Below are 24486 nucleotides of genomic sequence, written 5' to 3' on the forward strand. Positions count from 1 at the left end.
CCGAACTGCGAGTGTGTCAACGCCGAGTCCTGCCAGGCACACCCGCTCCCCTCGAACACCACATGGCAGGAGTGGGGGACCCAGGAAGTTGGGTCCCGACCGTGAGTGGTCGGGTCCCTGGGGTGAAGTCCGCGGGAGCGGACCGGGCTAATGACTCTCAGCCCGAACCCGACAGCTAACTTCACAGGCGTCGGGAGACAACCATGCCCGTCACTGCCCGACGGACAGCGCTTCATGGCGCCGTCAGTCTGACCAGCGATGCCAGTACTCGGCCCACCGGTCGCACGTTGGCAAAGCATCGCAAGGTAAGTAAGTCCGCGTCCGCCCCGCGCGCCGCGGCAGCCGTCCTCTCGGTCGGCCTCGCAGTCGGTGGTGGAGCCGCGATCAGCGTGGTCGCCCCGCCGCAGACCGCGTCAGCAGCAACCACCACGACGCTCACCGCCGCTCAGGTTCGCGGCAACACGAGCATCGCCAGTCGCCCCCTGATTCGCTTCCGCGACTCGGGCAAGACCGTCAAATACGTTCAGAAGACCCTGCGCCTTCCGCAGAACGGCTACTTCGGCAACAGCACGGTGGCCGCGGTGAAGAAGTTCCAGCGTTCCTGGGGCATCAAGTCCACCGGCTACATGAGCAAGCCCACCTGGAACCGGCTGACCTGGGCCGCCAAGCACGGTGTGCTCTACGGCAAGAAGGGCGGATCGAGCACCACCACGACCTTCCGCGCGAAGGTCCTGCGTGAGGCTGCGAAGCTCAAGGGCACGCCGTACCGCTACGGCGGCACGACGACCAGTGGCTTCGACTGCTCCGGCTACACCGGCTACGTGTACAAGAAGGCCGGCAAGAAGCTGCCTCGTACGTCGCGTCAGCAGTACAGCGCGACGAAGCACATCAGCCGCTCGGCCGCCAAGCCCGGTGACCTGGTGTTCTTCCGCAACGGTGGTGGCGGCGTCTACCACGTCGGCATCTACGCCGGGAAGAACATGCTGTGGCACTCGTCCAAGCCGGGTAAGCCGATCGCCAAGGCGAAGATCTGGACCAAGAGCGTGGCCTTCGGCCGCGCCTGAGGTTCCACCACGTCAGTGACCCCGACTCCCCCCTCGGGCCGCTGACCTGACAACCGGCCGTGGCGTCGTCGCCCCCACCCCTCCGACGACGCCCCGGCCGGTTGTCCCATGTCTAGGGCGCATTAGGTGTCGAGCAGGCCGGCGTCGTGCGCGAGGATCGCGACCTGGACCCGGTTGGTGGCGTTGAGTTTCACCAGCACCCGCGAGACGTGGGCCTTCACGGTCGCCTCGCTCATGAACAGCTCCCGGCCGATGTCGGCGTTCGACAGGCCGCGCGCGACCGCCGCCAGGACTTCGCGCTCCCGGTCGGTGAGCGCGGTCAGCCGCTCCCGCGCCGTTCGCTGCCGGTCCGTCCGCGGATCCGCCGCGAAGTGCCCGATCAACCGCCGCGTCACCGCCGGCGAGAGCATCGCGTCGCCGTCCGCCACCACCCGGACCGCCTGGACCAGTTCGCGCGGCGGCGTGTCCTTGAGCAGGAAGCCGCTCGCTCCGGCCTGCAGCGCCCGGAACACGTAGTCGTCCAGATCGAATGTCGTCAGCACGATGACCTTTGGCGGGTCGGGTAGCTCCTGGACCTGCCGGGTCGCGGCCAGCCCGTCCAGCCGCGGCATCCGGATGTCCATCAGGACGACGTCCGGCCGGTGCTGCCGAACCATCGCGGCCGCGTCCGCGCCGTCGTCGGCCTCGGCGACCACCTCGAGATCGTCGGCCGACTCCAGGATCATCTTCAGCCCGGCGCGGACCAGCGCTTCGTCGTCCACGATCAGCAGCCGCGTCATCGATCTCCTTCTTTGCCTTCTTTGCCATCGGACTCTGCCATCTCTGACCCCACCCCACCACCCCGGTCAGTAGGGAAGCCAAGCCTCGACCCGCCACCCGCCGTCCTGGGTCGGTCCGGCGTCAAGCCGCCCGCCGGATAGGGTCACCCGCTCGCGCAGCCCGACGAGCCCCGCGCCGGAACCCGGCAACAGTGAATCAGCCGCCACCGGCCGCACGTTCGTCACCCGTACCGTCACGCCGGTCCCGGGCGCGCCGTGCACCAGTACTTCGGTGGAAACGCCGCGCGCATGCTTGTGCACATTGGTCAGCCCCTCCTGGACGACCCGATAGACAGTCCGCCCGACCAGAGCCGGTACGTCGTCCGGCAGGGTCAACTCACTCCGCACCTGTACTCCGGCCGCCCGCGACGCCTCGACCAGACGGGCCAGGTCCGCGGCCCGCGGTACCGGAGCCAGGTCGGCACCGTCCTGGCTGAGGTCGGTTCGCAGTACGCCGAGAACCTCGCGGAGGTCCTCCATCGCCTGCCTGGCCGTCTCGCGGATCAGGCCGGCCGAGCTCTCCACCTTCTCCGGGCCGACGGCCGGGTTCACCTCGAGCCCACCGGCGTGCAGCGCGATCAGCGACACCTTGTGGGCGAGCACGTCGTGCATCTCCTGCGCGATCCGGGCCCGCTCGCCCAGCCGGGCCTGTTCGGCTCTCAGCTCGCGCTCCGACTCTGCCCGCTCGGCCCGGTCCCGCAGCGACACCATCAGGTCCCGGCGGGCGCCGATGTAGGCCCCGACCGCGACCCAGGTGCCGATCACGAAGGGCCCGGTGAAGATCCACGCGATGGTGTCATTGCTGCTGCCGGACCGGTTTCCGACCACGTAGGCGACATACCCGGCGACGGTCAGGATGGCCAGCGTGAGATCGCGGCGACGGATCGCGAGGGTCAGCAGCGCGAGGCCGATCGGCATGAAGATCCCGACGGTGCCCATCGCCAGTACAGCGATGATCGTGACCGTGACGGGATACCGCCGGCGCCACCACAGCGCCAGCGAGGCGACCACGCCGACACCGAGAACCACCCAGTCGCTGCCGCGCCAGCCCGGCTGGCCGTTCGAGGTGGCCTGCAGGACGATCGTGAGCAGGCTGAACCCGACGTACATCAGGTCGCGGAAGCGCGGGGCATGCCGGACGAACCAGGCATACCAGCGCCGCAACCGTTGCATTCAGCCAGCGTAGTGGCGTGGCGTCAGGACTTACGTCCCTCTTCCGGTGGGGTTCGGGGCGCGTCCCTGACGACTTAAGTAGGGGGTGAGTGCAGCCGGTCGGTCGATGTGGCGAGGTGGCCAAGGCCGGAAGAGTAGCGGTCATGATCACCGTCGAGAACCTCAGCAAGCGCTATGGCAGCACCACGGCCGTCAGCGACGTCTCCTTCACCGTCGAGCCAGGCAGCATCACCGGCTTTCTCGGCCCGAACGGCGCCGGCAAGTCCACCACCCTGCGCATGCTGACGGGACTCACCCCGCCCAGCTCCGGCCGGGCGACGATCGCCGGCAAGAAGTACGCCGACCTGCCGAACCCCGGACGCGTCGTTGGCGTCATGCTGGACGCCGCCGCTCAGCACCCGGGTCGCACCGGCCGGGAGACGCTGCTGCTGAACGCGGCGCTGCTCGGCGTACCGAGCACCCGGGCGGACGAGATGCTGGAAGCCGTCGGTCTCACGCCGGCCGCGAAGCGCCGCGTCGGTCAGTACTCGCTGGGGATGCGGCAGCGGCTCGGCATCGCGGCCGCGCTGCTCGGCGACCCTGCCGCGCTGATTCTGGACGAGCCTGCCAACGGCATGGACCCCGAGGGCATCCGGTGGATGCGTGGGCTGCTGCAGGACTTCGCTTCCCGCGGCGGAACGGTGATCCTGTCCAGCCACCTGCTGGGCGAGGTCCAGGCGACGGTGGACCGGCTGGTCGTCATCGGCGGCGGCCGGATCGTCGCGGACGGCTCGCTGGAGGAGCTGCTGGCCGGTAGTGGCACGCTCGTCCGGGGCCTCGACCCGAACGGGCTGAACCAGGCCCTGACCGCGGCCGGACTGAGCGTGGAGCCCCTGTACGACGGTGCGCTGCGAGTCGACGCCACCGCCGAGCAGGTCGGCCGCGCCGCGGCCGCCGCCGGACAGATCCTCCTGGAACTCCGCGAAAGCGACGGCGCCGGTCTCGAGGAACTCTTCTTCCAGCTGACCTCCCCAACCGCCGCTGCCGCCTGACCCAGCCTCACCACCGCTGCCCCACCCGGCTTCTTCCGCCCCCACCCCACCTTCCGCGCCCGTCGCCTCTCGCTCACTCCGCTTTCCTTCCTTCCCTTTCTTTTTCTTCCACTTCCTGGAGCTCATCACCATGGCTGTCACAGAAATCACCTCACCGGTCGCCGCGGCGGTTCCGGGTAAGCACCGGGCGGCTGTCGCCACCTCGCTGCCTCCCGCGCGTGGCCAGTCCTTCCTCAAGCTCGTCACGATCGAGCTGCGTAAATCCGTCAACACCCGCAGCGGCCGGTTCCTGATCCTCGGCATCCTCGCCCTGGCGCTCGCCGCACTCACCTGGCAGCTCACCCACCTCAACGACGGCAAGCAGACCTTCGACAGCTACCTGGCGGCCGCGTCGACGGGCGTCATGCTGCTGCTGCCGGTGATCGGCGTGATGGCGATGACGAGCGAGTGGACCCAGCGGACCGCGCTGACCACGTTCACACTGTCGCCGCGCCGGATCCGGGTCCAACTGGCCAAGTTCGTCTCCGCGATCTTGCTGAGCGTCGTGGTGCTGAGCGTGACGGTCGTGCTCGCCCTGGCCGGCACTGCCCTCGGCGGCTCGCTGAGCGGCGACGGAGCGTCGTACGCCGGCTTCGGTGGCGCCCTCGCCGGCGCCTACTTGACCACCGCCCTGAACGTCGTGATGGGTGCCGCCTTCGGTGCGGTGATCGCCCAGACCGCGGTCGCCATCCTGGTCTTCTTCGTCGCCCCGACCGCCTGGACGCTGGCCGGCCCGGCGCTGTTCAAGAGCAACGCCGACTGGCTGGACGTGTTCGGCGCCTTCGGCCGGATCGCCGAGCGCGACCTGCACGGGATGGTGCCCGAGACGCTCACCGCGATCGGGATCTGGATCGTCCTGCCGACGATCGTGGGACTGTGGGCAAGCTCACGTCGCGAGGTGAAGTAGCACCCCGGTAAGGGGTCAAAGACGCGGGAGGCCTGGCCGGTTTGAGGGGATCGGTCAGGCCTTCCGGCCTGTCATCGGACCTGTTCGGAGGTCCAGCCAGGGGGTCGTGCGTGTGTTGGGCTCCGGCTCCGGGTAACCTAGAAGCACGATTACTGACGACTGATCCGTGGGCGCCACGCTGCGTACCCGGTTGACTTGTGCGAGGGGGTCGACGCTATGGGGCGCGGCCGTGCAAAGGCCAAGCAGACGAAGGTCGCACGCGACCTGAAGTACCGCACCTGGGACACCGACTTGGACCAGCTCAAGAAAGAGCTGTCCGGCGGGGACGAGGGCGGTACCTCTGCGAACGGCAACAACGACACAGACGTCGGCGATGACGCCGACGACTACCACCCCCGTCGGTAAAGCTGCAGCACTCCGGATGACCTGCCTCCGCGCTTAGTGCGCGTCGGCAGGTCGTCCCGTGCTTCGACCGGCGAGTTCCACCACACGGCAGTGCAGGTGATGTCGACCTGCCCTTTTACGCGCTGACGACCGGACGGTCCGTCGGCTCCCGGGAGTACCCCGAGGCCGCGGATCGTCCGAACGCCGCGAGTGATCAGTCGGCTCTACAGCACCTAGCGCGGTAACGCGCCTGCCCTGCATGAGCTAGCGCGGCACCGCTCGTGCCGTGTCAGCTGGCGTAGGTGCCTTGGAGTTTGACGCCTGTCTTGCCGTCGGCTGCCGTGCTGACCTCGCCGCACACCCACGCGGGGATGTCACGCTCAGCCAGTACTGCGATCGCGCGGTCGGCTGCGGCCGGGTCCAGGATCGCGACCATCCCGACGCCCATGTTCAGCGTCTTCTCGAGCTCGAGCGGCGGGACGCCACCCAACTGGCCGACCAGGCCGAAGATCGGTGCCGGCGTCCAGCTGGACCGGTCGATCCGGACCGCAAGGTCGTCGGGGATGACGCGACCCAGGTTCGCCGCGAAGCCGCCACCGGTGATGTGGGACATCGCGTGCAACGGCTTCCCCTCGGTGTCGAGATCCGTGGCGTTCAGATCCTGGATCAGCTCGAGGCAGTGCTTCGCGTAGACCCGCGTCGGGATCAGCAGAGTGTCACCGAGAGTGCCGCCGAGCTCGGGCACCTCCCGATCGAGCTGCCAGCCGGCCCGGTCGAAGAACACATGCCGGACCAGGCTGTACCCGTTCGAGTGCAACCCCGAGGACGCCATCGCGACCACCACGTCGCCGGCCCGGACCCGGTCGGCGCCGATCACCTCGTCGGCTTCCACGACTCCTGTCGCGGCGCCGGCCACGTCGTACTCGTCGGCCTCGAGCAGGCCGGGGTGCTCGGCCGTCTCGCCGCCGACGAGCGCAGTACCGGCTTCGACGCAGGCTTCGGCGATGCCCTTGACGATCTGCGCGATCGTCTCCGGCACCACCTTGCCGGTGCAGATGTAGTCGGTCATGAACAGCGGCTCGGCGCCGCAGACGACCAGGTCGTCGACGACCATGCCGACCAGGTCGAACCCGATCGTGTCGTGCCGGTCCATCTTCTGCGCGATGGCGACCTTGGTACCGACACCGTCCGTCGACGTCGCCAGCAACGGCCGCCGGTACGCCGTCAGCGCGCTGGCGTCGAACAGCCCGGCGAACCCGCCGAGCCCGCCGACCACCTCGGGGCGGGTCGCCTTGGCCACCCATTCCTTCATCAGCTCGACGGCCCGGTCACCGGCCTCGATGTCGACTCCGGCGGCCGCGTAGCTCGCGCCCTCGCTCACGTTGTTCTCCTTTGTGGGGGCAGCCGTCACGGCCGGGACAGGGCATCCGCGGCGCCGGCGCCACCGGACACCGTGGCCAGGCCGTCGGCATCAGTGCTCACCGGTACTTCGAGCAGGTGCTTGCCCAGGTGCTCCGGGCTCGGCAGCTCGACCGGGTAGACACCGTCGAAGCACGCGCGGCAGAGCTGGTCCTTCGGCAGCGTGGTGGCCTCGACCAGGGAGTCCAGGTCGATGTAGCCGAGCGAGTCGGCGCCGAGTGAACGGCAGATCTCGTCGGTGTTCAGGCCGTTCGCGATCAGTTCCGCGCGGCTGGCGAAGTCGATGCCGTAGAAGCACGGCCACTTCACCGGCGGCGCGGTGATCCGGACGTGGATCTCCTTCGCGCCGGCCTCGCGCAGCATCTTGATCACGGCGCGCTGGGTGTTGCCGCGGACGATGGTGTCGTCGACGACGACCAGCCGCTTGCCCTCGATCACTTCGCGCAGCGGGTTCAGCTTGAGCCGGATGCCGAGCTGGCGGATGGTCTGGCTGGGCTGGATGAAGGTCCGGCCGACGTACGCGTTCTTGACCAGACCCGATCCGTACGGGATACCCGACTCCTCGGCGTACCCGATGGCGCCCGGCGTACCGGACTCCGGGGTGGCGATCACCAGGTCGGCGTCGGCCGGGTGTTCCCGGGCCAGCCGGCGACCGATCTCGACCCGGGTGGAGTAGATCCGCTGGCCGGAGATCTGGGTGTCCGGGCGAGCCAGGTAGACGAACTCGAACAGGCAGCCCTTGGGGTCCGGCTCGGCGAACTTGGTGGAGCGCAGACCCTCTTCGTCGATCGCGACGATCTCGCCCGGCTCCACCTCGCGGATGAAGCTCGCACCGCAGATGTCGAGCGCGGCGGTCTCGCTGGCGATCACCCAGCCCCGCTCGAGCCGGCCGAGCACCAGCGGGCGGATGCCCTGCGGGTCGCGCGCGGCATACAGGGTGGACTCGTCCATGAAGACCAGGCTGAAGGCGCCCTTGACCTTCGGCAGCACCTTGGCGGCCGCCTGCTCGATGGTCAGGTCCGGGTAGCCGGCCAGCATCGAGGTGAGGATGTCGGTGTCGGAGGAGGCGCCGTGCTTGGCGTTCGCCTTCGCGTGCTCGACCTCGACGTCCAGCCCCAGATCGAGGTCACCGCTGCCGTCGAGGCTCGCGGCCAGTTCACCGGTGTTGGTGAGGTTGCCGTTGTGCCCTAGCGCGATCGAGCCGGTCGCGGTCGACCGGAAGGTCGGCTGGGCGTTGGCCCAGACGCTCGATCCGGTCGTCGAGTACCGGCAGTGACCGACCGCGATGTATCCCTTGAGGGAGGCCAGCGTCGCCTCGTCGAAAGCCTGGCTGACCAGACCCATGTCCTTGTAGACCAGAATCTGACTGCCGTTGCTGACCGCGATGCCAGCCGACTCCTGCCCTCGGTGCTGCAGAGCGTAGAGCCCGAAATAGGTGAGTTTGGCGACCTCTTCCCCCGGTGCCCAGACTCCGAAGACGCCACAAGCGTCCTGCGGGCCTAGATCCTGCGGGTCAAGATCATGAGTCAGCCGACCATCGCCACGAGCCACGCACAGCAGTCTACGGGACCGGCTACCAGCAAAGAGCCGCGGTGTGGCACTCGGGATCGCCCCGCCCGGCCTGGGGCTGCGAGTTGGCGCTCAGCCCGCCCGAAATACCGGCGATCGCTGTGAGTAGCAGAGCAGTGGCGACTACAGTAAGACACTTCTTGATCACGGTTCGTCCCTTCGAAATAATCGGCATCAACCAAACAAACGCTCATTGTCGACGCATTCTGTATATGGTCGGTTCCGAACAGGGGCTGAAGGAGTGAACTGCCGTGTTAGAACCGCTCGGAGTGGATGATGCCACCTTCGCGGTTTACCACGCCCTCCTCAGCCACCCGGACAGCACACCGGAGCAGATTGCGGCACTGGTAAAGCGGCCAATGGCCGAGGTGCTGGAGACGATGGGCCAGCTCCGCAAACTGGACCTGCTGGTCCCGACCTGGGCCGACCCCGAGGCCGAGCACGCGGTCCACCCCCGGGTCGGGCTGACCGTGCTGGCCGAGCGGCGCCGCGGCGAGCTGAACCGGATGCTCGGCGAGCTCAAGCAGGCGGAGTCCTCGGCCGACGTCATCGCTGAGCAGTACAACGAGCTGCTCACCGCTCGCAGCAGCGGCGACGTCGAGGTGCTCAAGGGCCGGGCGAACGCGTCCCGGCGGATCGAGGAGCTGGGCCTGAAGGCGAAGGAGTCCTTCTGGGGGATGATCCCGGCGCACATCGACGACACGATCCACCCGATCGAGTACTCCCCCGACATGCCGCTGCTCGAGCGCGGGCTGAAGATGCGCACCATCTATCTGCAGAGCATGACGGTCTCCAAGCCGGGCCTCGACTACGCCGCCACCCTGCACCGCCTCGGCGGCGAAGTACGGGCGACTCCGACCCTGCCGATGCGGCTGCTCATCCTGGACCAGGAGATCGCCATCATGGCGATGGACCCGGAGAACCCGACGGCCGGCGCGGTGATCCACCGCAGCCCGGGCGTGATGGCGGTCGCGCTCGCGCTTTTCGACGCCTACTGGGCGCGGGCATCGGAGATGTTCTCCCCCGAGGACCGCGACAACAACAGCCCTCTTACTCCGCACGAGGCCGAGGTACTACGCCTGCTGGCCGGCGGCGCCAAGGACGAGCAGGTCGCCCGCCTCCTCGGCATCTCACTCCGCACCGCCCGCCGCATCACCGCCAACCTCTCCGAACGCCTCGACGCCACCAGCCGCTTCGAACTGGGAGTAGCCGCCGCCAAACGCGGCTGGGTCTGACGGAGACCACAGTTATTCGAGTCACTGGGCTTCACCAGTCAATTCCGGCGCGAGAAATCAGGGTGGTATTTCAATCTTGCCAGCAAGGACGACATAGCTCGGTCGACCGGCGATGATTCACCCGATGCGGCTGTTTTCAAGAATGGGCTGGATTTCCGCGTTATCTATCTGGCCGCCGGCGTCGGCGGCAAAGGTGCCGCCGACTACATTCATTGGATTCACGACAACGGGGGCCGGGTAAGGGCCGCACCCAACCTGCCCATGAAAATGATCGTCTTTGACGGAACCACCGTCGCCAGGTGAGCTCAGCGCTGTGGAGACGGAGTTCTTGCAGTTGCTGGTGCAGGGGGCTACTGATGAGCGGGCGGGGCGGAAGTTGGGGGTTTCGTTTGCGGACCGTGCGGCGGATGGCGGCGAAGCTGAGTGAGCAGGCGGGCGCTTCGGGGCGGTTCGGGCTGGGAGTGCGGGCGGCTCAGCGGGGATGGGTTCGGTGATTTACGGACTAGACCAATCCTTGCGTCACTGGAAAAACGGGCAGGGAATAACGGACTGGACCGGTTCAAGGCGCCAGTCGGGCTGGTGGCCGGAAGCTGCCAAAGGGTTGTGATCGCGGCAGAAGAGCGCTGAGCCGGCCCATCGTTCGATGGTGACCGAAAAGTGCTGGCCGGGGCCGAGCACGATCAGGGGAAAGCAGTACGGTCGCGAGGACGGCGGCCGGTGAATACACCATACGTTCTACGATCATGCGCATCCCCGGTTTTCAGGCATGACAATGAGACCGCATTAGCGGCTGGCATTGTCTGGGGCGGAATTCGCCGCGAGCAATCACCACGGCCGAGCGAAGTGGTCCACTCCACTTCACCAACGAACCTAATTCACCCCCCACCCGGGTCAACGCACCCCCAGAGGCCGCATGGGTGCATTGGCACCACCCGGCCTCCCAAAGCTCCCCCACCGCCCTCGGCAGGTCAGCATCCGCCGCCCCCAAACCAAGGTCGGTCACCGCCAGACACCCGCACCTCCATCCCACCAGCCCAGCCCCACCGGCGGGCGAAGCTCGCGGACGCCCAGCACTCAGCAACTAGCGGCCGGGCGGGCGGACACGCTGCGAGTGAGCGGTGGCTGGACCGTGGACCGAGGTTGGTGAGTGGTGGGCGTCCGGAGCCCCAGCCCATCAATACCCCGACCCGGGGGTGGGGTGCCGCGCTCGCGGGAGCCGGGCGGGTGCCAGATTGATGGCCTCCGCGTCCGCGCGGTACCGGGATAGGGGGGCGCGAACCTCGCCCACCCGGTACTCAGGGCGGCGGGGCGAAGCTCGCGGACGGCCAGCACTCAGCAACTAAGCGGCCGGGCGGGCGGGCACGCTGCGGCTCAGGGGTGGCTGGACCGTGGACCGAGGTTGGTGAGTGGTGGGCGTCCGGAGCTCCAGCCCATCAATACCCCGACCCGGGATGGGGTGCCACGCTAGCGGGAACGCCGCGGGTGCCGGATTGATGGCCTCCACATCCGCGCCGTACTGCGCCAGCCGCCACCCCCGGTACTCCGAGCGCTAGGCGGCAACGTCCCCGGACGCCCAGCCCATCAACACCCGAACCCCGCCGGGATACCGCGCTCGCGGGAACGCCGCGGGTGTCGGACTGGTGGCCTCCGCGTCCGCGCGGCACCGGGATAGGGGGTCGCGAACCTCGCCCACCCGGTACTCAGGGCGGCGGGGCGAAGCTCGCGGACGGCCAGCACTCAGCAACTAGCCGCCGGGCAGGACGGGCACGCTGCGGGTCAGCGGTGGCTGGACCGTGGACCGAGGTTAGTGAGTGGTGGGCGTCCGGAGCCCCAGCCCATCAATACCCCGGCACGGGGTGGGGTGCCACGCTCGCGGGAGCCGGGCGGGTGTCGGATTGGTGGCCTCCGCGTCCGCGCGGCACCGGGACAGGGGGCACGAACCTCGCCCACCCGGTACTCAGGGCGGCCGGCGAGGCTCGCGGACGGCCAGCACTCAGCAATTAGCCGCCGGGCGGGCGGGCACGCTGCGGGTCAGGGGTGGCTGGACCGTGGACCGAGGTTGGTGAGTGGTGGGCGTCCGGAGCTCCAGCCCATCAATACCCCGGCCCGGGGGTGGGGTGCCGCGCTCGCGGGAGCCGGGCGGGTGCCAGATTGATGGCCTCCGCGTCCGCGCGGTACCGGGAAGGGGGTCGCGAGCCTCGCCAACCCGGCGCTCAGGGCGGCGGGCGAAGCTCGCGGACGCCCAGCACTCAGCAACTAGGGCCGGGCAGGGCGGACACGCTGCGGGTGAGCGGCGGCTGGACCGTGGACCGAGGTTGGTGAGTGGTGGGCGTCCGGAGCCCCAGCCCATCAATACCCCGACCCGGGATGGGGTGCCACGCTCGCGGGAGCGGGCGGGTGCCGGATTGATGGCCTCCGCGTCCGCGCGGCACCGGGAAAGGGGGCGCGAACCTCGCCCACCCGGCGCTCAGGGCGGCGGGCGAAGCTCGCGGACGCCCAGCACTCAGCAACTAGGACCGGGCAGGGCGGACACGCTGCGGGTCAGGGGTGGCTGGACCGTGGACCGAGGTTGGTGAGTGGTGGGCGTCCGGAGCTCCAGCCCATCAATACCCCAACCCGGGATGGGGTGCCACGCTAGCGGGAACGCCGCGGGTGCCGGATTGATGGCCTCCGCGTCCGCGCGGTACCGGGAAGGGGGTCGCGAACCTCGCCCACCCGGTACTCAGGGCGGCGGGCGAGGCTCGCGGACGGCCAGCACTCAGCAACTAGCGGCCGGGCAGGGCGGACACGCTGCGGCTGAGCGGTGGCTGGACCGTGGACCGAGGTTGGTGAGTGGTGGGCGTCCGGAGCCCCAGCCCATCAATACCCCAACCCCGCCGGGGATACCGCGCTCGCGGGAGCGGGGCGGGCGCCGGATTGATGGCCTCCGCGTCCGCGCGGTGGCGGGTAAGGGCTATGGCACACACCCGGTACCTCGGGGGCGCCGAAGCTAGGCGGGGAGGGTGCGGCCGGTGCGGGCCGGGAGGTTGAGGCGGGTGCCGTCGAAGAGGGGGTGGCCGTTGTGGTGGATGGTCAGGGACTGGTCGATCGGGCTGACGTTCAGGACGTGGATGAGCCGTTGGCCGTCGGGGGTCGCGGTCGAGGTGAGCACGATGCCGGGGTGCGGGGCGTCGTGGGTGTGGCGTGGGTGGACCTCGAGGCGGGCGAGCAGACCGGTCCAGAAGTCGAGGTGGGCCGGGTAGTCGCAGCTGAGCACGATCGCGCGGCCCGCTCCGGCGCGAAGGTCAAGACCCACAGCGGCCCCCGTCGAGGTATCGCGAACGAGCACCTCGCCTGAGGTCCAGTCGAGCCCTTCGTCTGAGGTCCAGTCGAGCACCTCGCCCGAGGTCCGGTCGGGCATGTCGTCTGAGGTCCGGTCGAGCCCTTCGTCTGAGGTCCGGTCGGGCATGTTTTCCGAGGTCCGGTCGAGCCCTTCGTCTGAGGTCCGGTCGGGCATGTCTTCCGAGGTCCGGTCGAGCCCTTCGTCTGAGGTCCGGTCGGGCACCTCGTCCGAGGTCCAGTCGAGCACCTCGCCCGAGGTCCGGGCGAGCATGTCGTCCGAGGTCCGGGCGAGCATGTCGTCCGAGGTCCGGGCGAGCCTTCCGTCTGAGGTTCGGGTGGGTGGCTCGGCTGAGGTTCGGGTGGGTGGCTCGGCTGAGGTTCGGGTGGGCGGTTCGGTTGGGGTTCGGGTGGGTGGCTCGGTTGGGGTTGGGGTGAGGGGCTGGAGGGTGCTGACTCGTACTTCGGGGGAGGTTTTGGTGCGGGCTGAGGGGAAGAAGTGCGGGGTGGCGTTGACGAGGGGGCCGGGGTGTACGCCGAGGGCGTCGGCGAGCGTGGTGCAGGGGGTGCCGTCGACGTCGCGGGTGGGGAGGACGCCTGCCAGCAGTAGGCGGCCGCCGGCGTGGACGAAGTCGGCGAGGCGTTGCTGGACCGAGGCGGCCAAGGTGGAGGCAGAGGCCAGGACTATCGCGCGGGAGGTGTCGAGGGGTGCTTGCAGGTTGATCGCAGGGAAGGAGAAGCCGGCCAGCAGCAGCGCGCGGGCGACTATGTCTCGCGAACCCATGCCGCGGAACCGCTCCAGGTCGGCGACCACCTCACGCCGTACCGCGTCCCCCGGGTGGCAGTACTCCGTCAGGTAGTGGTCCGGCACGAACCCCAGCGCGAGGTCGTCGTACTCCTCGTCCATGTCGGCCAGCAGCGGGCCGATGGCGCGGAGTTCGGAGACCGTCTCGGCGAGAACCTGATAGCTCGGGTTCAGCTGTCCCTCGGGTCCCACGGGAGCGCTGAAACCGTGGCGTTCACCCGTGAAGGCGATCCGGTCGTTCCCGTCACCGGCCGGGACGTCCAGCGGCGGATTGTGCCCGCCGGCGAACAGGTAGTAGTTGATCAACCGGTTGCCCTGGGCAACACAGAGCCGAGTCTTCAAGGCCAGCGCCGAGGGCGGGACCTGGCGGCTCAGGTCTTCACCGTAGTCACCCAGACCAGCCTCGAACTCCAGCGACGTCAGCGGCTGGTCGGAGTCGTGAACGGCGGCCATGAAAGCGTTGCCCACATAGAGATCCGCGACGTTCTCGACGGTGAGATCACCCAGGTAGTGGTCAGATCCCGAGGTCATCTGCGGCTGGCCCGAGTACGTCGGATAGAGCTGGCTGATCCCGATCGGATACGTCCGGCCGCGACCGTTTCCCGTCCCGTGCAGGTTGATCAGGAACGGCACGCCACGCACTCCGTGCGACTCTGCCTCGGCGCGAAGGAAGGCGACGTAGCGGGAGTACCGATCGCGCTGGAAGACGGACAGTTCGTGATGAAGTTCGAGCGAGCCCGCAGGAGGCGTCCGAACCCCGGCGGCGTCCAACCCAGGCAGAATCCCCTTCTCCCGAGTCCACGCAAGAAACTCCCCGACTGCGGCTTCGGTCAGGTCGGGCGAGTTCGTCACCCAGGACAGCATCCCGATCTCGTTGTCCAGCTGTACGGCGACGACCGGCCCGCCCACAGTCGCCAATCGTGAAGCCAGCAAGGGCATCACGCCCGCATACCAACGCCGTACCGACGCCAGGTACGCCGGTGCGAGGTAATCCACATCCCGGGTCGGAGCAGCCGCCCCATTCCACCCGACGGACTCCACCTCAAACGAGTAGACCGAGAACGGCAACCCCTCGTTCTTCAGTTCGGCCATCACGAACGGCCCCGGGCGGGCGATCACCCGCAACCCTTTCTCCTCAGCGAGATCCAGGAATCCCGCCAGGTCCCGGTACTGCGAAGTCCGCCCCGCCAGGTCCAGCGAGCCATCGGGCAACTCGTGCACCAGCCACGGCATGTACGTCGCCACCGCATCGCAGCCGGCGGCCACCAGCAGATCCAACCGGGACGCCCAGTCCGGCCGGCGCAGCCGGAAGTAGTGCACCTCCCCCGACATCATCAGCACGGGTTGCCCGTCCACCAGCAGGCGGCGCCGAGCCAGGCGGACGTCGTACGGATCGCTCATGTGTGCCTCTCCACCGACCGCGACACCCGTGCCCTTGCCGCTGGTCTGGTTCCTCACATATGGTCGCTGAAACCGGTTACTGCAACGTTACGGCGGGAGGTCGCGGATGAGCAACAAGAGGCTCACGGTGCGCCAGATCGCCGAGATCGCGAACGTCTCGATCGCCACGGTGTCGCGGGTCTCCCGCGGTACCGGGCAGGTCAGCCCCGAGACCCGGGAGCGTGTCCTGCGCGTCATCGAGGAGCACGGTTACCGGCCGAACCAGCTCGGCCGTGCCCTGGCCGAGCAGAAACACGGCGCGGTGGCGATCGTCTTCCCCGGCCTGGCCGGGCCGTACTTCTCCGAGCTGATCCAGGGCTTCGAGTACGAGGCGATGGAGACCGGCGCCAGCGTTCACATCGTCGGAACGCACCGGCGCGCGGCGGCCGACGACGACGTCCTGGCGATGTCCGCGCGGGTCGACGGCATCGCGGTGCACGGCGGCACGATCAAGGAGGAGACGCTACGCCGGCTGGCCGCCGACGTGCCGGTCGTGGTGCTCGCCGGGCGGCCGCTCGACGGCATCCCCGCGGTGCGCGCCGACAACTCCCGAGTGGCAGAGCTGACCCGGCATCTGCTGGTCGACCACGGCTATCGCCGGCTCGCGTTCGTCGGCAACCCCGACGGCTCACCCGACGTCACCGATCGCTGGGAAGCTTTCAGGCAAGGGCATCGCGACGCCCGGGTGCCCGCACCGAAGACGCCGGTGAAGATCGGCTTGCAACAGTCCGACGGCGTGATCGCGGCCGGCGAGCTGTTCGAAAGGGCCAACCCGCCTCGCGCGATCGTCTGCGCCAACGACGAGACCGCGCTCGGCGTCCTGATCGGCGCCCTCGGCCGCGGCCTCAAGATCCCCGGCGACGTCGCCATCACCGGCTTCGACGACGTCGCCATGTCCTCCCTCGTCCAGCCCGGGCTGACCACGATCAGGCAGCCCATTCGCGAACTCGGCGCGGTCACCGCCCGCCTGCTGCTCTCCGGACTCGGCGAGCCGGGCGCGGTGATGGACACCGTGCTCGCCACCGAACTGGTACTGCGGGGCAGCTGCGGCTGCCGCTAGCGCCTGACAGACAGGAGCAAGGCATGAACCGCCCATCATTCCTCCGGACAGCGATCGTCGCGCTCGCGACGACCTGCACCCTCGTCGCCTGCACCGGCACCAGCGGGACCAATGGCAGCGGCGGCTCCGGCCCAGCTGCGGCGAACGGCATGGTCAACTTCCTCGACTACGGCGACTTCGGCGGCGGCACCGCCCCGCAGGCCAACTACAACCCGTACCTCGAGGCCACCCGGCTCGGCGCCGTCGACTATGTCTTCGAGAAGCTCATGCTCTACGACAACTTCTCCTGTACGCCGAAGCCGTGGCTGGCCACCGAGTACAAGTGGACCGACCCCAAGACGCTGACCTTCAAGCTCCGCGACGGCGTGAAGTGGAACGACGGGAAACCCTTCACCAGCAAGGATGTCGCGTTCACCTTCGACCTGCTGCACAAGCACTCGGCGCTCGATACCCAGGGCGTCTGGCGCTACCTGTCGGCGGTCGAGGCCACTGACGCGAGCACGGTCACCCTCAAGTTCAAGGATCCCGGCGCTTCCACCTTCACGCTGATCACCAACGTCTACATCGTTCCCGAGCACATCTGGTCGCAGCAGGCCGACCCGGTGAAGTTCGTCAACGCGCAGAACCCGGTCGGTACGGGTCCGATGAAGGTGAAGTCGTTCAACCCGCAGCAGCTCACCATCGAGCGGAACCCGGACTACTGGCAGGCAAGCAAGGTCCAGGTGCAGGAGATCCGCTTCCACAAAGCCGATGCGGGTGGCGCTGTCGAACAACTGAAGCTGAGCCGCGGCGAGTACGACACGAACGCGATGTTCGTACCGGACATCAAGAAGGCGTTCGTCGATCGCGACCCGAAGATCAACCACTACTGGTACCCGCCGGGCGGTTCGATCAGCGTCTACCTCAACCTGACCAAGGCGCCGTTCAGCGACGTGGAGTTCCGCAAGGCGCTGACCACCGCGTTCAACCGCGACGAGATCGTCACCAAGTCCCAGCTCGGCTACGTCGAGAAGGCCAGCCAGACCGGCCTCGTCGTGCCGGGGCAGGAGAAGTGGTTGCCTGCCGATCTCCAGGACCAGGGCCGGATCTCCTACGACGCCGGGAAAGCAGACGCGGCGTTGACCGCGGCCGGCTACAAGAAGGATGCCCAGGGCAAGCGCCTGGGCAAGGACGGCAAGCCGCTGAAGTTCACCTTCAAGGTGCCGGGCAGCTACGTCGACTGGGTCTCGGCCGCGCAGATCATCGTCAAGGACCTCAAGAGCCTCGGCTTCGACGTCGCGATGGAGACGCCCAACCCGCCGACCTACGAGAGCGACCGGGCGGTCGGCCGGTACGACCTGCTCTTCGGCGTGCACGGTGGGTCCTGCAACATGTTCCGCAACTTCTCCGAGCCGCTGGGCAGCGACCAGAGCGCGCCGATCGGGCAGAAGGCGGCGAGCAACTTCGTTCGCTGGAACGACCCGGCGACCGACAAGCTGCTCGACCAGTTGCGGCTGGCAACGAGCGACGAGGAGCAGAAGCAGGCCGTCGCGGGGCTGACCAAGGTGATGGTGGACCAGGTCCCGATGATCCCGCTCTGGTACGGCGCGAAGTGGTTCCAGTACCAGACCGACAAGGCGGTCGGCTGGCCCGACGAGAAGAACCCGTACGCCGCACCGACTGACAACCTGCTGGTGCTGACCAACCTCAAGCCGGCCGGCAGCTGACGTGCGCTACTTCCTCCGGCGCGCGGGGTTCTTCCTCGCCACGCTGTGGGCCGCGATCACGCTGAACTTCCTGATCCCGCGGCTCCAGCCCGGCGACCCGGCCGAGGCGATCGTGTCCCGGCTGGGTGGCCAGAGCCAGGCGATCGACCCGGCGCAGGTCGAGTCGATCCGGAAGATGCTCGGTACGCCGGACGGCAACCTGCTGACGCAGTACGGGGACTATCTGGCGGCGGTGGCCCGAGGCGACTTCGGCATCTCCTACACCTATTTCCCGTACTCGGTCACGCACATGATCGGGCAGGGCCTGCCCTGGACGCTGATCCTGGTCGGCGTCACACAGGTCGTGTCCTTCGTCGCGGGCACCCTGCTCGGCGCGTGGGCGGCGTACCGGCGCAACAGCCGGGTCGACTCGGTGATCACGCTGGGGTCGACCTTCGTCGGCACGTTGCCGTTCTTCTGGCTCGCGCTGGTGCTGATCTACGTCTTCGCGATCACGCTCAACTGGTTCCCCACCGGCGGCGGGTACGGCGGCGGCAGCGATCCCGGCTGGAACTGGCTGTTCTTCTCCGACGCCTTCCAGCACAGCATTCTGCCGGCCGTCTCGCTGCTGATCGTCGGCCCGATCGGCTGGATCATCGGGATGCGCAACAACATGGTCCAGACGCTCGGCGAGGACTACGCCCGGCTCGCCCGTGCCAAAGGTCTGCCGCGTCGCCGCGTCGCGCTCACCTATGGCGCGAGGATCGCGGTCCTGCCGAACGTCACCGGCTTCGCGATCGCGCTCGGCGGCATCCTCGGCGGCACTGTCCTGGTCGAGTCGATCTTCAACTACCCGGGCCTCGGCCGGATGATGCTCGAGGCCGTCTCGAACCGCGACTACCCGCTGATGCAGGCGCTGTTCCTGTTCATCACGGTCGGTGTGCTGATCGCGAACCTGCTCGCCGACCTGCTGTACGGCGTACTGGATCCGCGCGTCCGGCGGGAGGAGGCCGGATGACCACGTCGCTGCCGATCCAGCCCGTTGACACCGAGCAGGCCGAGGTCGCCGCCGTCGAAGCGGCGAGGGCCACCAAAGTGCCCGGGTGGTTCGTCATTCTCTGGCGCAACCGCAAGTGCCGTATCGGCTTGGTGATGCTCGCGGTCTTCGTCTTCGTCGCCCTCCTCGCACCCGTGCTCGCTCCGTACGCGCCGCGCGACAACAGCTTCACCGCGTCCGTCGGTCCCAACGGCAGCAACTGGCTGGGAACCACCGCCCAAGGCGAGGACGTCTTGTCCCAGCTCGTGTACGGCGCGCGCACGTCCCTGCTGGTCGGCCTCGCGGCCGGCACGCTCTCGACGGTGATCGGACTGGCGGTCGGCCTCACCGCGGGCTACCTGCGCGGCCTGGTCGACGAGGTGCTCTCGTTCTTCATCAACCTCGCGCTGGTGGTTCCGGTGCTGCCGCTGATGATCACGCTGGCGGCATACGCGCCGGTGAAGGGTCTGTGGCTGATCATCTTCGTCATCAGCATCACCGGCTGGGCCTACGGCGCCCGGCTGAAGCGCTCGCAGATCATCACGCTGCGGACCCGCGACTACATCACCGCGGCCAAGTTCGCCGGCGACTCGACCGCGCGGATCATCGTCCGCGAGATCCTGCCGAACATGACGTCGCTGGTCGTCGTCGGTTTCATGGGCGCCTGCCTGGGCGCGATCGGCGGCGAGGCCGGCCTGGCGTTCCTCGGCCTCGGCGACCCGACCACCACCAGCTGGGGCACGATGCTGAACCAAGCCAACACCGGCGGCGCGATGCTGACCGGCCAGTGGGCCTGGCTGATCGCACCCGGTGTCGCCTTCGCCGGGCTGATGACGGCGCTGACGCTGATCAACTTCGGGGTCGATGCCCTGAGCAACCCTCATCTGCGGGAGGACTGAGATGGCTCTGCTCGAGGTGGACGACCTGTCCGTCACCTACAGCCCACGCGACGGTACGCCGGTCCGCGCGGTCGACGGAGTCAGCTTCGAGATCGCGGACGGCGAGTTCGTCGGGCTGCTCGGCGAGTCGGGCAGTGGCAAGTCGACGCTCGGCAACGCGATCCTGCGGCTGCTCGACAAGCCCGCGGCAGTCAGCGGCGGGTCGGTGCGCTTCGACGGGGTCGCCGTCACGTCGGCCTCGGAGGAGGAGATCCGGCCGTTGCGCTGGGCAAAGATCTCCACGGTCTTCCAGAGCAGCATGAACTCGCTCAACCCGGTGATCACGATCGGTGCCCAGTTCGCCGACACCTTCGCCGCGCACGGTCGCGAAGGCGATCCGGCGACGTTGCTCGACCTGGTCTCCCTCGACGCCGACGTGCTGCGGCGCTACCCGCACGAACTGTCCGGCGGGATGAAGCAGCGCGTCGCTCTCGCGCTCGCGCTGGCCCTGGAGCCCAAGTTCGTCCTGCTCGACGAGCCGACCACCGGACTCGATGTCGTTGTCCAGCACAACATCCTGCAACGGCTGCGCGAACTGCAGTCCCAGCTCGGGTTCGCGGTCCTCTTCATCAGCCACGACCTCGGCACGGTGATGGAGATGGCCGACCGGGTGATGGTGATGTACGCGGGCGAGCTCGTCGAGGACCAGCCGGCGCGAGCGATGATGTCTGCTCAGCTCCACCCTTATACCCAAGGCCTGCTGGGCTCGTACGCCGATCCGCGGGCGACCGAGATCAGCGTGGACTACATTCCCGGCCGGCCGCCGGACCTTTCGCGCCCACAGGTGGGTTGCCGATTCGCGGCCCGTTGCCCGGTCGCGATCGACGACTGCTCGACCCAGCATCCGCAACTGCTCCCGGCCGGTGCGGGGACGGCCCGCTGCTTGCTGGTGGAACGAGCCGGCCTGGTCGATGCCCGCCGGGCCCGGAGCTTCGTCGCAGTACGGGCTGAGGCGCCTGCGGTGGATCCCGTGCTGACGGTCACGGACGCGGCGAAGGAGTACCGCGGCAAGCGAGCCGTGGACGGGGTCTCGTTCGAGCTGCGGCCGGGTCAGGTGACAGCGCTGGTCGGTCAGAGCGGGTCCGGCAAAACCACCATCGCCCGGCTGGTCACCGGCGTGGAGCGCCCGACCTCAGGCTCGGTCACCTTCACCGGTGGAGTGGACGTGGGATCCCTGCGCGGCCGCAAGCTGCGCGCCTATCGCCGCCACACCCAACTCGTCTTCCAGGACCCGTTCGCCGCGCTCAACCCGACCCGCACACCGGCGTACGCGCTCTCCAGGCCACTCCAGAACCACCTGGGCCTGTCGAAGGCTCAGGCACGCACCCGCGCCGGCGAACTGCTGGAAACAGTCGGCCTGCACCCGGCGTCGCAGTACCTGGACAAACTCCCCCACCAACTCTCCGGCGGCCAACGGCAGCGAGTGGTCATCGCCCGGGCGCTGGCCCCCGAACCCCGCATCCTGGTCGCCGACGAGCCCATCTCCATGCTCGACGTCTCGATCCGGGCAGAGATCCTGGAACTCCTCGACAACCTGGTCCGGACCCGCCAGCTCGGGATGCTCTACATCACCCACGACCTCCTCAGCGCCCGCCTCCTTGCCGACGAGGTCCTGGTCCTCAACGAAGGCCAGGTCGTAGAACGCGGCCGCACGCTCCAGGTCATCCAGAACGCGCAGGCCACCTACACCCAGGAACTTCTGGACGCGATCCCCAACCCGGTCACACGTTCTTGACGGCGGCCAGGAGTTTGGTGAGGGAGTCTCGGGCGTCGCCGAAGAGGAGGGTGGTTTTGGGGTCGTAGAGGAGTTCGTTCTCGATGCCGGCGAAGCCGGGGCGCATGGAGCGTTTGAGGAAGATGACCCGGTGGGCCTCGTCGGCGTTCAGGATCGGCATGCCGTAGATCGGGGCGCTCGGGGAGTTGCGGGCGGCCGGGTTGACGACATCGTTGGCGCCGACGACCAGGACGACGTCGGTGGACTTGAAGTCGCCGTTGATCTCGTCCATCTCGCGCAGTTGCTCGTAGGGCACCTGGGCCTCGGCGAGCAGGACGTTCATGTGGCCGGGCATCCGGCCCGCGACCGGGTGGATGGCGTAGTCGACCTTGACCCCGCGGCTCTGCAGTTCCTCGACGAGGTCGCGCAGAGTGTGCTGGGCCTGCGCGACGGCCAGCCCGTAGCCGGGCACGATGATGACCTTCTGCGCATACCCCAGCAGGATCGCCACGTCCGTGGCGCCACCGGAGATGACCGGGCGCTCGGACGCGGTACCGCCACCCAGCGTCGAACCACCCTTGACGGCACCGAAGAGGATGTTGAAGACCGAGCGGCCCATCGCGTCGGCCATCAGCTTGGTCAGCAACGTACCGGCCGCGCCGACCAGCGTTCCCGCGATCAGCAGCAGCGTGTTGCCGAGCACGTAACCGCCGGCAGCGACGGTCAGACCGGTGAAAGCGTTCAGCAGCGAGATGACGATCGGTACGTCGGCGCCACCGACCGGCAGTACCAGCATCACGCCGACGGCCAGACCGACCAGGCAGAGCAGCACGCCGACCCACACGCGCGGGTCCGACACGAGCCAGACCGACAGCGCGACGCTGCCGAGGATGCCGGCGATGAACAGCACCGGCAGGCCCGGGAAGGTCACCGGCCGGGTCGTCATCAGCTCCTGCAGCTTGGCGAACGTCACCACCGAGCCGGAGAAGCTGATCGCACCGACGACGACAGTGAAGGCGACCGCGATCGAGGCGATCGTCTGGCCGTCGTGCACCTCGCCGAGCTCCATCAGCGCGACCAGTGCGGCCGCGCCACCGCCGACGCCGTTGAAGAGCGCCACCAGCTGAGGCATATGGGTCATCTGCACCCGGCGCGAACCGACCACACCCGCGACCGTGCCGACCGCCAGCGCGATCAGGATCGGCACCAGGTGGTCCGGCTTGTAGGCGACGAAGGTGATGATCACCGCGAGCACTGCGCCGGCGGCGCCGAGCAGGTTGCCGCCGCGCGCCGACTTTGGCGACGAGAGCGCCTTCAGCGCGACGATGAAGCAGACCGCCGAGATCAGGTAGCCGATCTGGGCCCAGGTGTCGATCACTTGTGCAGCTCCTTCTTACGACCCCCGGGGCCACGGAACATCTCGAGCATCCGGTCGGTGACGACGAAGCCGCCGACCATGTTGATCGTCGCCAGCACGACGGCCAGCAACCCGACCACCACGACCAGCGCCGAGTCGGCCTGGCCGGTGACGATGATGGCGCCGACCAGGATGACTCCGTGGATCGCGTTCGCGCCGGACATCAGCGGGGTGTGCAGGGTCGACGAGACCTTGCTGATCACCTCGACGCCGACGAACGCCGCGAGCACGAAGATGGTCAGCAGTGCGATGGTCTCGGTCATGCCCTCGGTCCTTCCAGCAGCTCGCGGGTCGGCTCGTGCAGCACGGTCCCGTCGTGGGTGACACAGCAGCCGCGGACGATCTCGTCGTCGAAGTCCGGGTTGAACTCCGCGTCCCGGGTCATCAGCGCGATCAGGTTGGCGATGTTCTGCCCGTAGAGCCGGCTGGCCGGTCCGGCCATCTGGCTGGGCACGTTCGCCCCGCCCCAGACGAGCGCGTTGCCGATCATCAGTTCGGTCCCGGCCACCGAGCCCTCGACGTTGCCGCCGGACTCCGAGGCCAGGTCGACGACGACCGAGCCGGGCTTCATCTGCTCGACCATCGACCGCGACACCAGCATCGGCGCGGTCCGGCCCGGTACGGCGGCCGTGGTGATCAACGCGTCCGCGCCCGCGATGTACGGCGCGAGCAGGTCGCGCTGCAACTGGGCGCGCTCCTCCGTCATCTCGCGCGCATAGCCGCCCGGCCCGTCCAGCGTGCCGAGCTCGAGCTCGATCGGCTGCGCGCCCATCGAGGCGATCTCCTCGGCGGCGGCGGTACGGACGTCGTACGCCTTCACGACCGCGCCGAGCCGCTTGGCGGTGGCGATCGCCTGCAGACCGGCGACGCCCGCGCCCAGGACGAGCACCTGGGCGGGCGGCACCGTGCCGGCGGCCGTCATGTTCAGCGGGAAGAACCGGGGCAGCCGTTCCGCGGCGACGATGGCCGCGCGGTAGCCGGCCACCAGCGCCTGCGAAGACAGTGCGTCCATCGACTGGGCCCGGGAGATCCGCGGGATCATCTCCATCGCGAACGCCGTCAGCTTGGCCCGGGTCGCCGCCCGGATCACGTCCGGCGGATTCGTCGGCAGGAACGACATCAGCGCAGTACCGGCGTGGAGCCGCTGCAGACGCTCGCGTTCGAGCGGCTGCACCGACGCCACCACGGTGGCCGCATGGTCGGCACCCCAGGCCACTTCGGCCCCGGCGTCGCGGTAGGCATCGTCGGAGTACAGCGCGCGCTCGCCCGCCGCGGGTTCGACCGCGACCTCGTAGCCGAGCTGGACGAGCTTGACGACTTGTTCAGGCACCAGGGCCACCCGGCGCTCGGCCGGTCTGGTCTCGCGCACTACTGCGATCTTCACTCGCCGAAACCTATGCCAAACACACCGTGCCCGGAAAGCCCGGTGCCTCC

The 24486-nt window shown here is 68.6% G+C and carries 18 protein-coding genes and 1 riboswitch; of the genes, 10 read left to right on the top strand and 8 right to left on the bottom strand.

The window, feature by feature from the left end:
• Positions 1 to 10 precede the first annotated feature (10 nt).
• A riboswitch (cyclic di-AMP (ydaO/yuaA leader) is annotated at positions 11 to 204 on the top strand.
• Positions 204 to 1064: a C40 family peptidase gene (locus A3ES_RS52720; RefSeq protein WP_020389013.1), complete on the top strand. Its 861-nt coding sequence runs from the start codon at positions 204 to 206 to the stop codon at positions 1062 to 1064. Its footprint overlaps the riboswitch before it by 1 nt.
• A 122-nt stretch (positions 1065 to 1186) precedes the next feature.
• On the opposite strand, the gene A3ES_RS0122040 is transcribed toward A3ES_RS52720, so the two are convergent.
• Complete coding sequence (locus A3ES_RS0122040; protein ID WP_020389014.1) at positions 1187 to 1843, bottom strand: response regulator; 657 nt, start codon at positions 1841 to 1843, stop codon at positions 1187 to 1189.
• Between the two features lie 66 nt (positions 1844 to 1909).
• A complete protein-coding gene (locus A3ES_RS0122045) occupies positions 1910 to 3055 on the bottom strand; it encodes a sensor histidine kinase (protein ID WP_020389015.1) in 1146 nt (381 codons plus the stop codon).
• A gap of 143 nt (positions 3056 to 3198) precedes the next feature.
• Here A3ES_RS0122045 and A3ES_RS0122050 point away from each other — a divergent pair, with 143 nt between their 5' ends.
• The 3 genes from A3ES_RS0122050 (at position 3199) to A3ES_RS0122060 (ending at position 5437) form a co-directional block, all read left to right on the top strand.
• The gene (locus A3ES_RS0122050) at positions 3199 to 4086 is read left to right on the top strand and encodes an ABC transporter ATP-binding protein (RefSeq protein WP_020389016.1); all 888 of its coding nucleotides are present in this window, start codon (positions 3199 to 3201) and stop codon (positions 4084 to 4086) included.
• Between the two features lie 130 nt (positions 4087 to 4216).
• Positions 4217 to 5032 carry an ABC transporter permease gene (locus tag A3ES_RS0122055; protein ID WP_020389017.1) on the top strand — a complete coding sequence of 272 codons (816 nt, stop codon included), beginning with the start codon at positions 4217 to 4219 and terminating at the stop codon, positions 5030 to 5032.
• Between the two features lie 216 nt (positions 5033 to 5248).
• A complete protein-coding gene (locus tag A3ES_RS0122060; protein WP_020389018.1) occupies positions 5249 to 5437 on the top strand; it encodes a DUF3073 domain-containing protein in 189 nt (62 codons plus the stop codon).
• A gap of 268 nt (positions 5438 to 5705) precedes the next feature.
• Here A3ES_RS0122060 and purM read toward each other — a convergent pair whose 3' ends face one another.
• Together purM and purF are read right to left on the bottom strand one after the other, a co-directional pair.
• Positions 5706 to 6797 (bottom strand): phosphoribosylformylglycinamidine cyclo-ligase, encoded by a 1092-nt coding sequence (gene purM / locus A3ES_RS0122065; protein ID WP_020389019.1) that lies wholly within the window; start codon positions 6795 to 6797, stop codon positions 5706 to 5708.
• A 26-nt stretch (positions 6798 to 6823) separates the two neighbouring features.
• On the bottom strand, positions 6824 to 8386 hold the full coding sequence (gene purF / locus A3ES_RS0122070; protein WP_020389020.1) for an amidophosphoribosyltransferase: 1563 nt from the start codon (positions 8384 to 8386) through the stop codon (positions 6824 to 6826).
• Between the two features lie 269 nt (positions 8387 to 8655).
• On the opposite strand from purF, the gene A3ES_RS0122075 reads away from it, so the two are divergent.
• Positions 8656 to 9639, top strand: a complete 984-nt coding sequence (locus tag A3ES_RS0122075; RefSeq protein WP_157630666.1) for a helix-turn-helix transcriptional regulator — start codon at positions 8656 to 8658, stop codon at positions 9637 to 9639.
• A gap of 2989 nt (positions 9640 to 12628) precedes the next feature.
• Here the strand turns inward: A3ES_RS0122075 and A3ES_RS47975 are convergent.
• Positions 12629 to 15220: a beta-galactosidase gene (locus A3ES_RS47975; protein ID WP_157630667.1), complete on the bottom strand. Its 2592-nt coding sequence runs from the start codon at positions 15218 to 15220 to the stop codon at positions 12629 to 12631.
• 49 nt (positions 15221 to 15269) lie between these two features.
• Here A3ES_RS47975 and A3ES_RS0122090 point away from each other — a divergent pair, with 49 nt between their 5' ends.
• The 5 genes from A3ES_RS0122090 to A3ES_RS0122110 are packed head-to-tail and all read left to right on the top strand — an operon-like array spanning position 15270 to position 21656.
• Positions 15270 to 16262, top strand: coding sequence for a LacI family DNA-binding transcriptional regulator (locus A3ES_RS0122090; RefSeq protein WP_020389024.1), 993 nt, complete (start codon positions 15270 to 15272; stop codon positions 16260 to 16262).
• Between the two features lie 23 nt (positions 16263 to 16285).
• A complete protein-coding gene (locus tag A3ES_RS0122095) occupies positions 16286 to 17968 on the top strand; it encodes an ABC transporter substrate-binding protein (protein WP_020389025.1) in 1683 nt (560 codons plus the stop codon).
• 1 nt (position 17969) lies between these two features.
• Positions 17970 to 18965, top strand: a complete 996-nt coding sequence (locus tag A3ES_RS0122100) for an ABC transporter permease (RefSeq protein ID WP_020389026.1) — start codon at positions 17970 to 17972, stop codon at positions 18963 to 18965.
• The gene (locus A3ES_RS0122105; protein WP_020389027.1) at positions 18962 to 19882 is read left to right on the top strand and encodes an ABC transporter permease; all 921 of its coding nucleotides are present in this window, start codon (positions 18962 to 18964) and stop codon (positions 19880 to 19882) included. Before A3ES_RS0122100 ends, A3ES_RS0122105 begins: the two co-directional genes overlap by 4 nt.
• A gap of 1 nt (position 19883) precedes the next feature.
• Complete coding sequence (locus tag A3ES_RS0122110) at positions 19884 to 21656, top strand: ABC transporter ATP-binding protein (RefSeq protein ID WP_020389028.1); 1773 nt, start codon at positions 19884 to 19886, stop codon at positions 21654 to 21656.
• On the opposite strand, the gene A3ES_RS0122115 is transcribed toward A3ES_RS0122110, so the two are convergent.
• The 3 genes from A3ES_RS0122115 to A3ES_RS0122125 are packed head-to-tail and all read right to left on the bottom strand — an operon-like array spanning position 21643 to position 24436.
• Positions 21643 to 23013: an NAD(P)(+) transhydrogenase (Re/Si-specific) subunit beta gene (locus tag A3ES_RS0122115; protein WP_020389029.1), complete on the bottom strand. Its 1371-nt coding sequence runs from the start codon at positions 23011 to 23013 to the stop codon at positions 21643 to 21645. The two genes, A3ES_RS0122110 and A3ES_RS0122115, sit on opposite strands and share 14 nt — an antisense overlap.
• Positions 23010 to 23315 (bottom strand): NAD(P) transhydrogenase subunit alpha part 2, encoded by a 306-nt coding sequence (locus A3ES_RS0122120; RefSeq protein ID WP_020389030.1) that lies wholly within the window; start codon positions 23313 to 23315, stop codon positions 23010 to 23012. The genes A3ES_RS0122115 and A3ES_RS0122120 overlap by 4 nt, the downstream gene beginning before the upstream one ends.
• Complete coding sequence (locus A3ES_RS0122125; RefSeq protein ID WP_020389031.1) at positions 23312 to 24436, bottom strand: NAD(P) transhydrogenase subunit alpha; 1125 nt, start codon at positions 24434 to 24436, stop codon at positions 23312 to 23314. Before A3ES_RS0122125 ends, A3ES_RS0122120 begins: the two co-directional genes overlap by 4 nt.
• Between the last annotated feature and the right edge of the window lie 50 nt (positions 24437 to 24486).

The sequence above is a fragment of the Kribbella catacumbae DSM 19601 genome (assembly GCF_000372465.1).
Taxonomy (GTDB): domain Bacteria; phylum Actinomycetota; class Actinomycetes; order Propionibacteriales; family Kribbellaceae; genus Kribbella; species Kribbella catacumbae.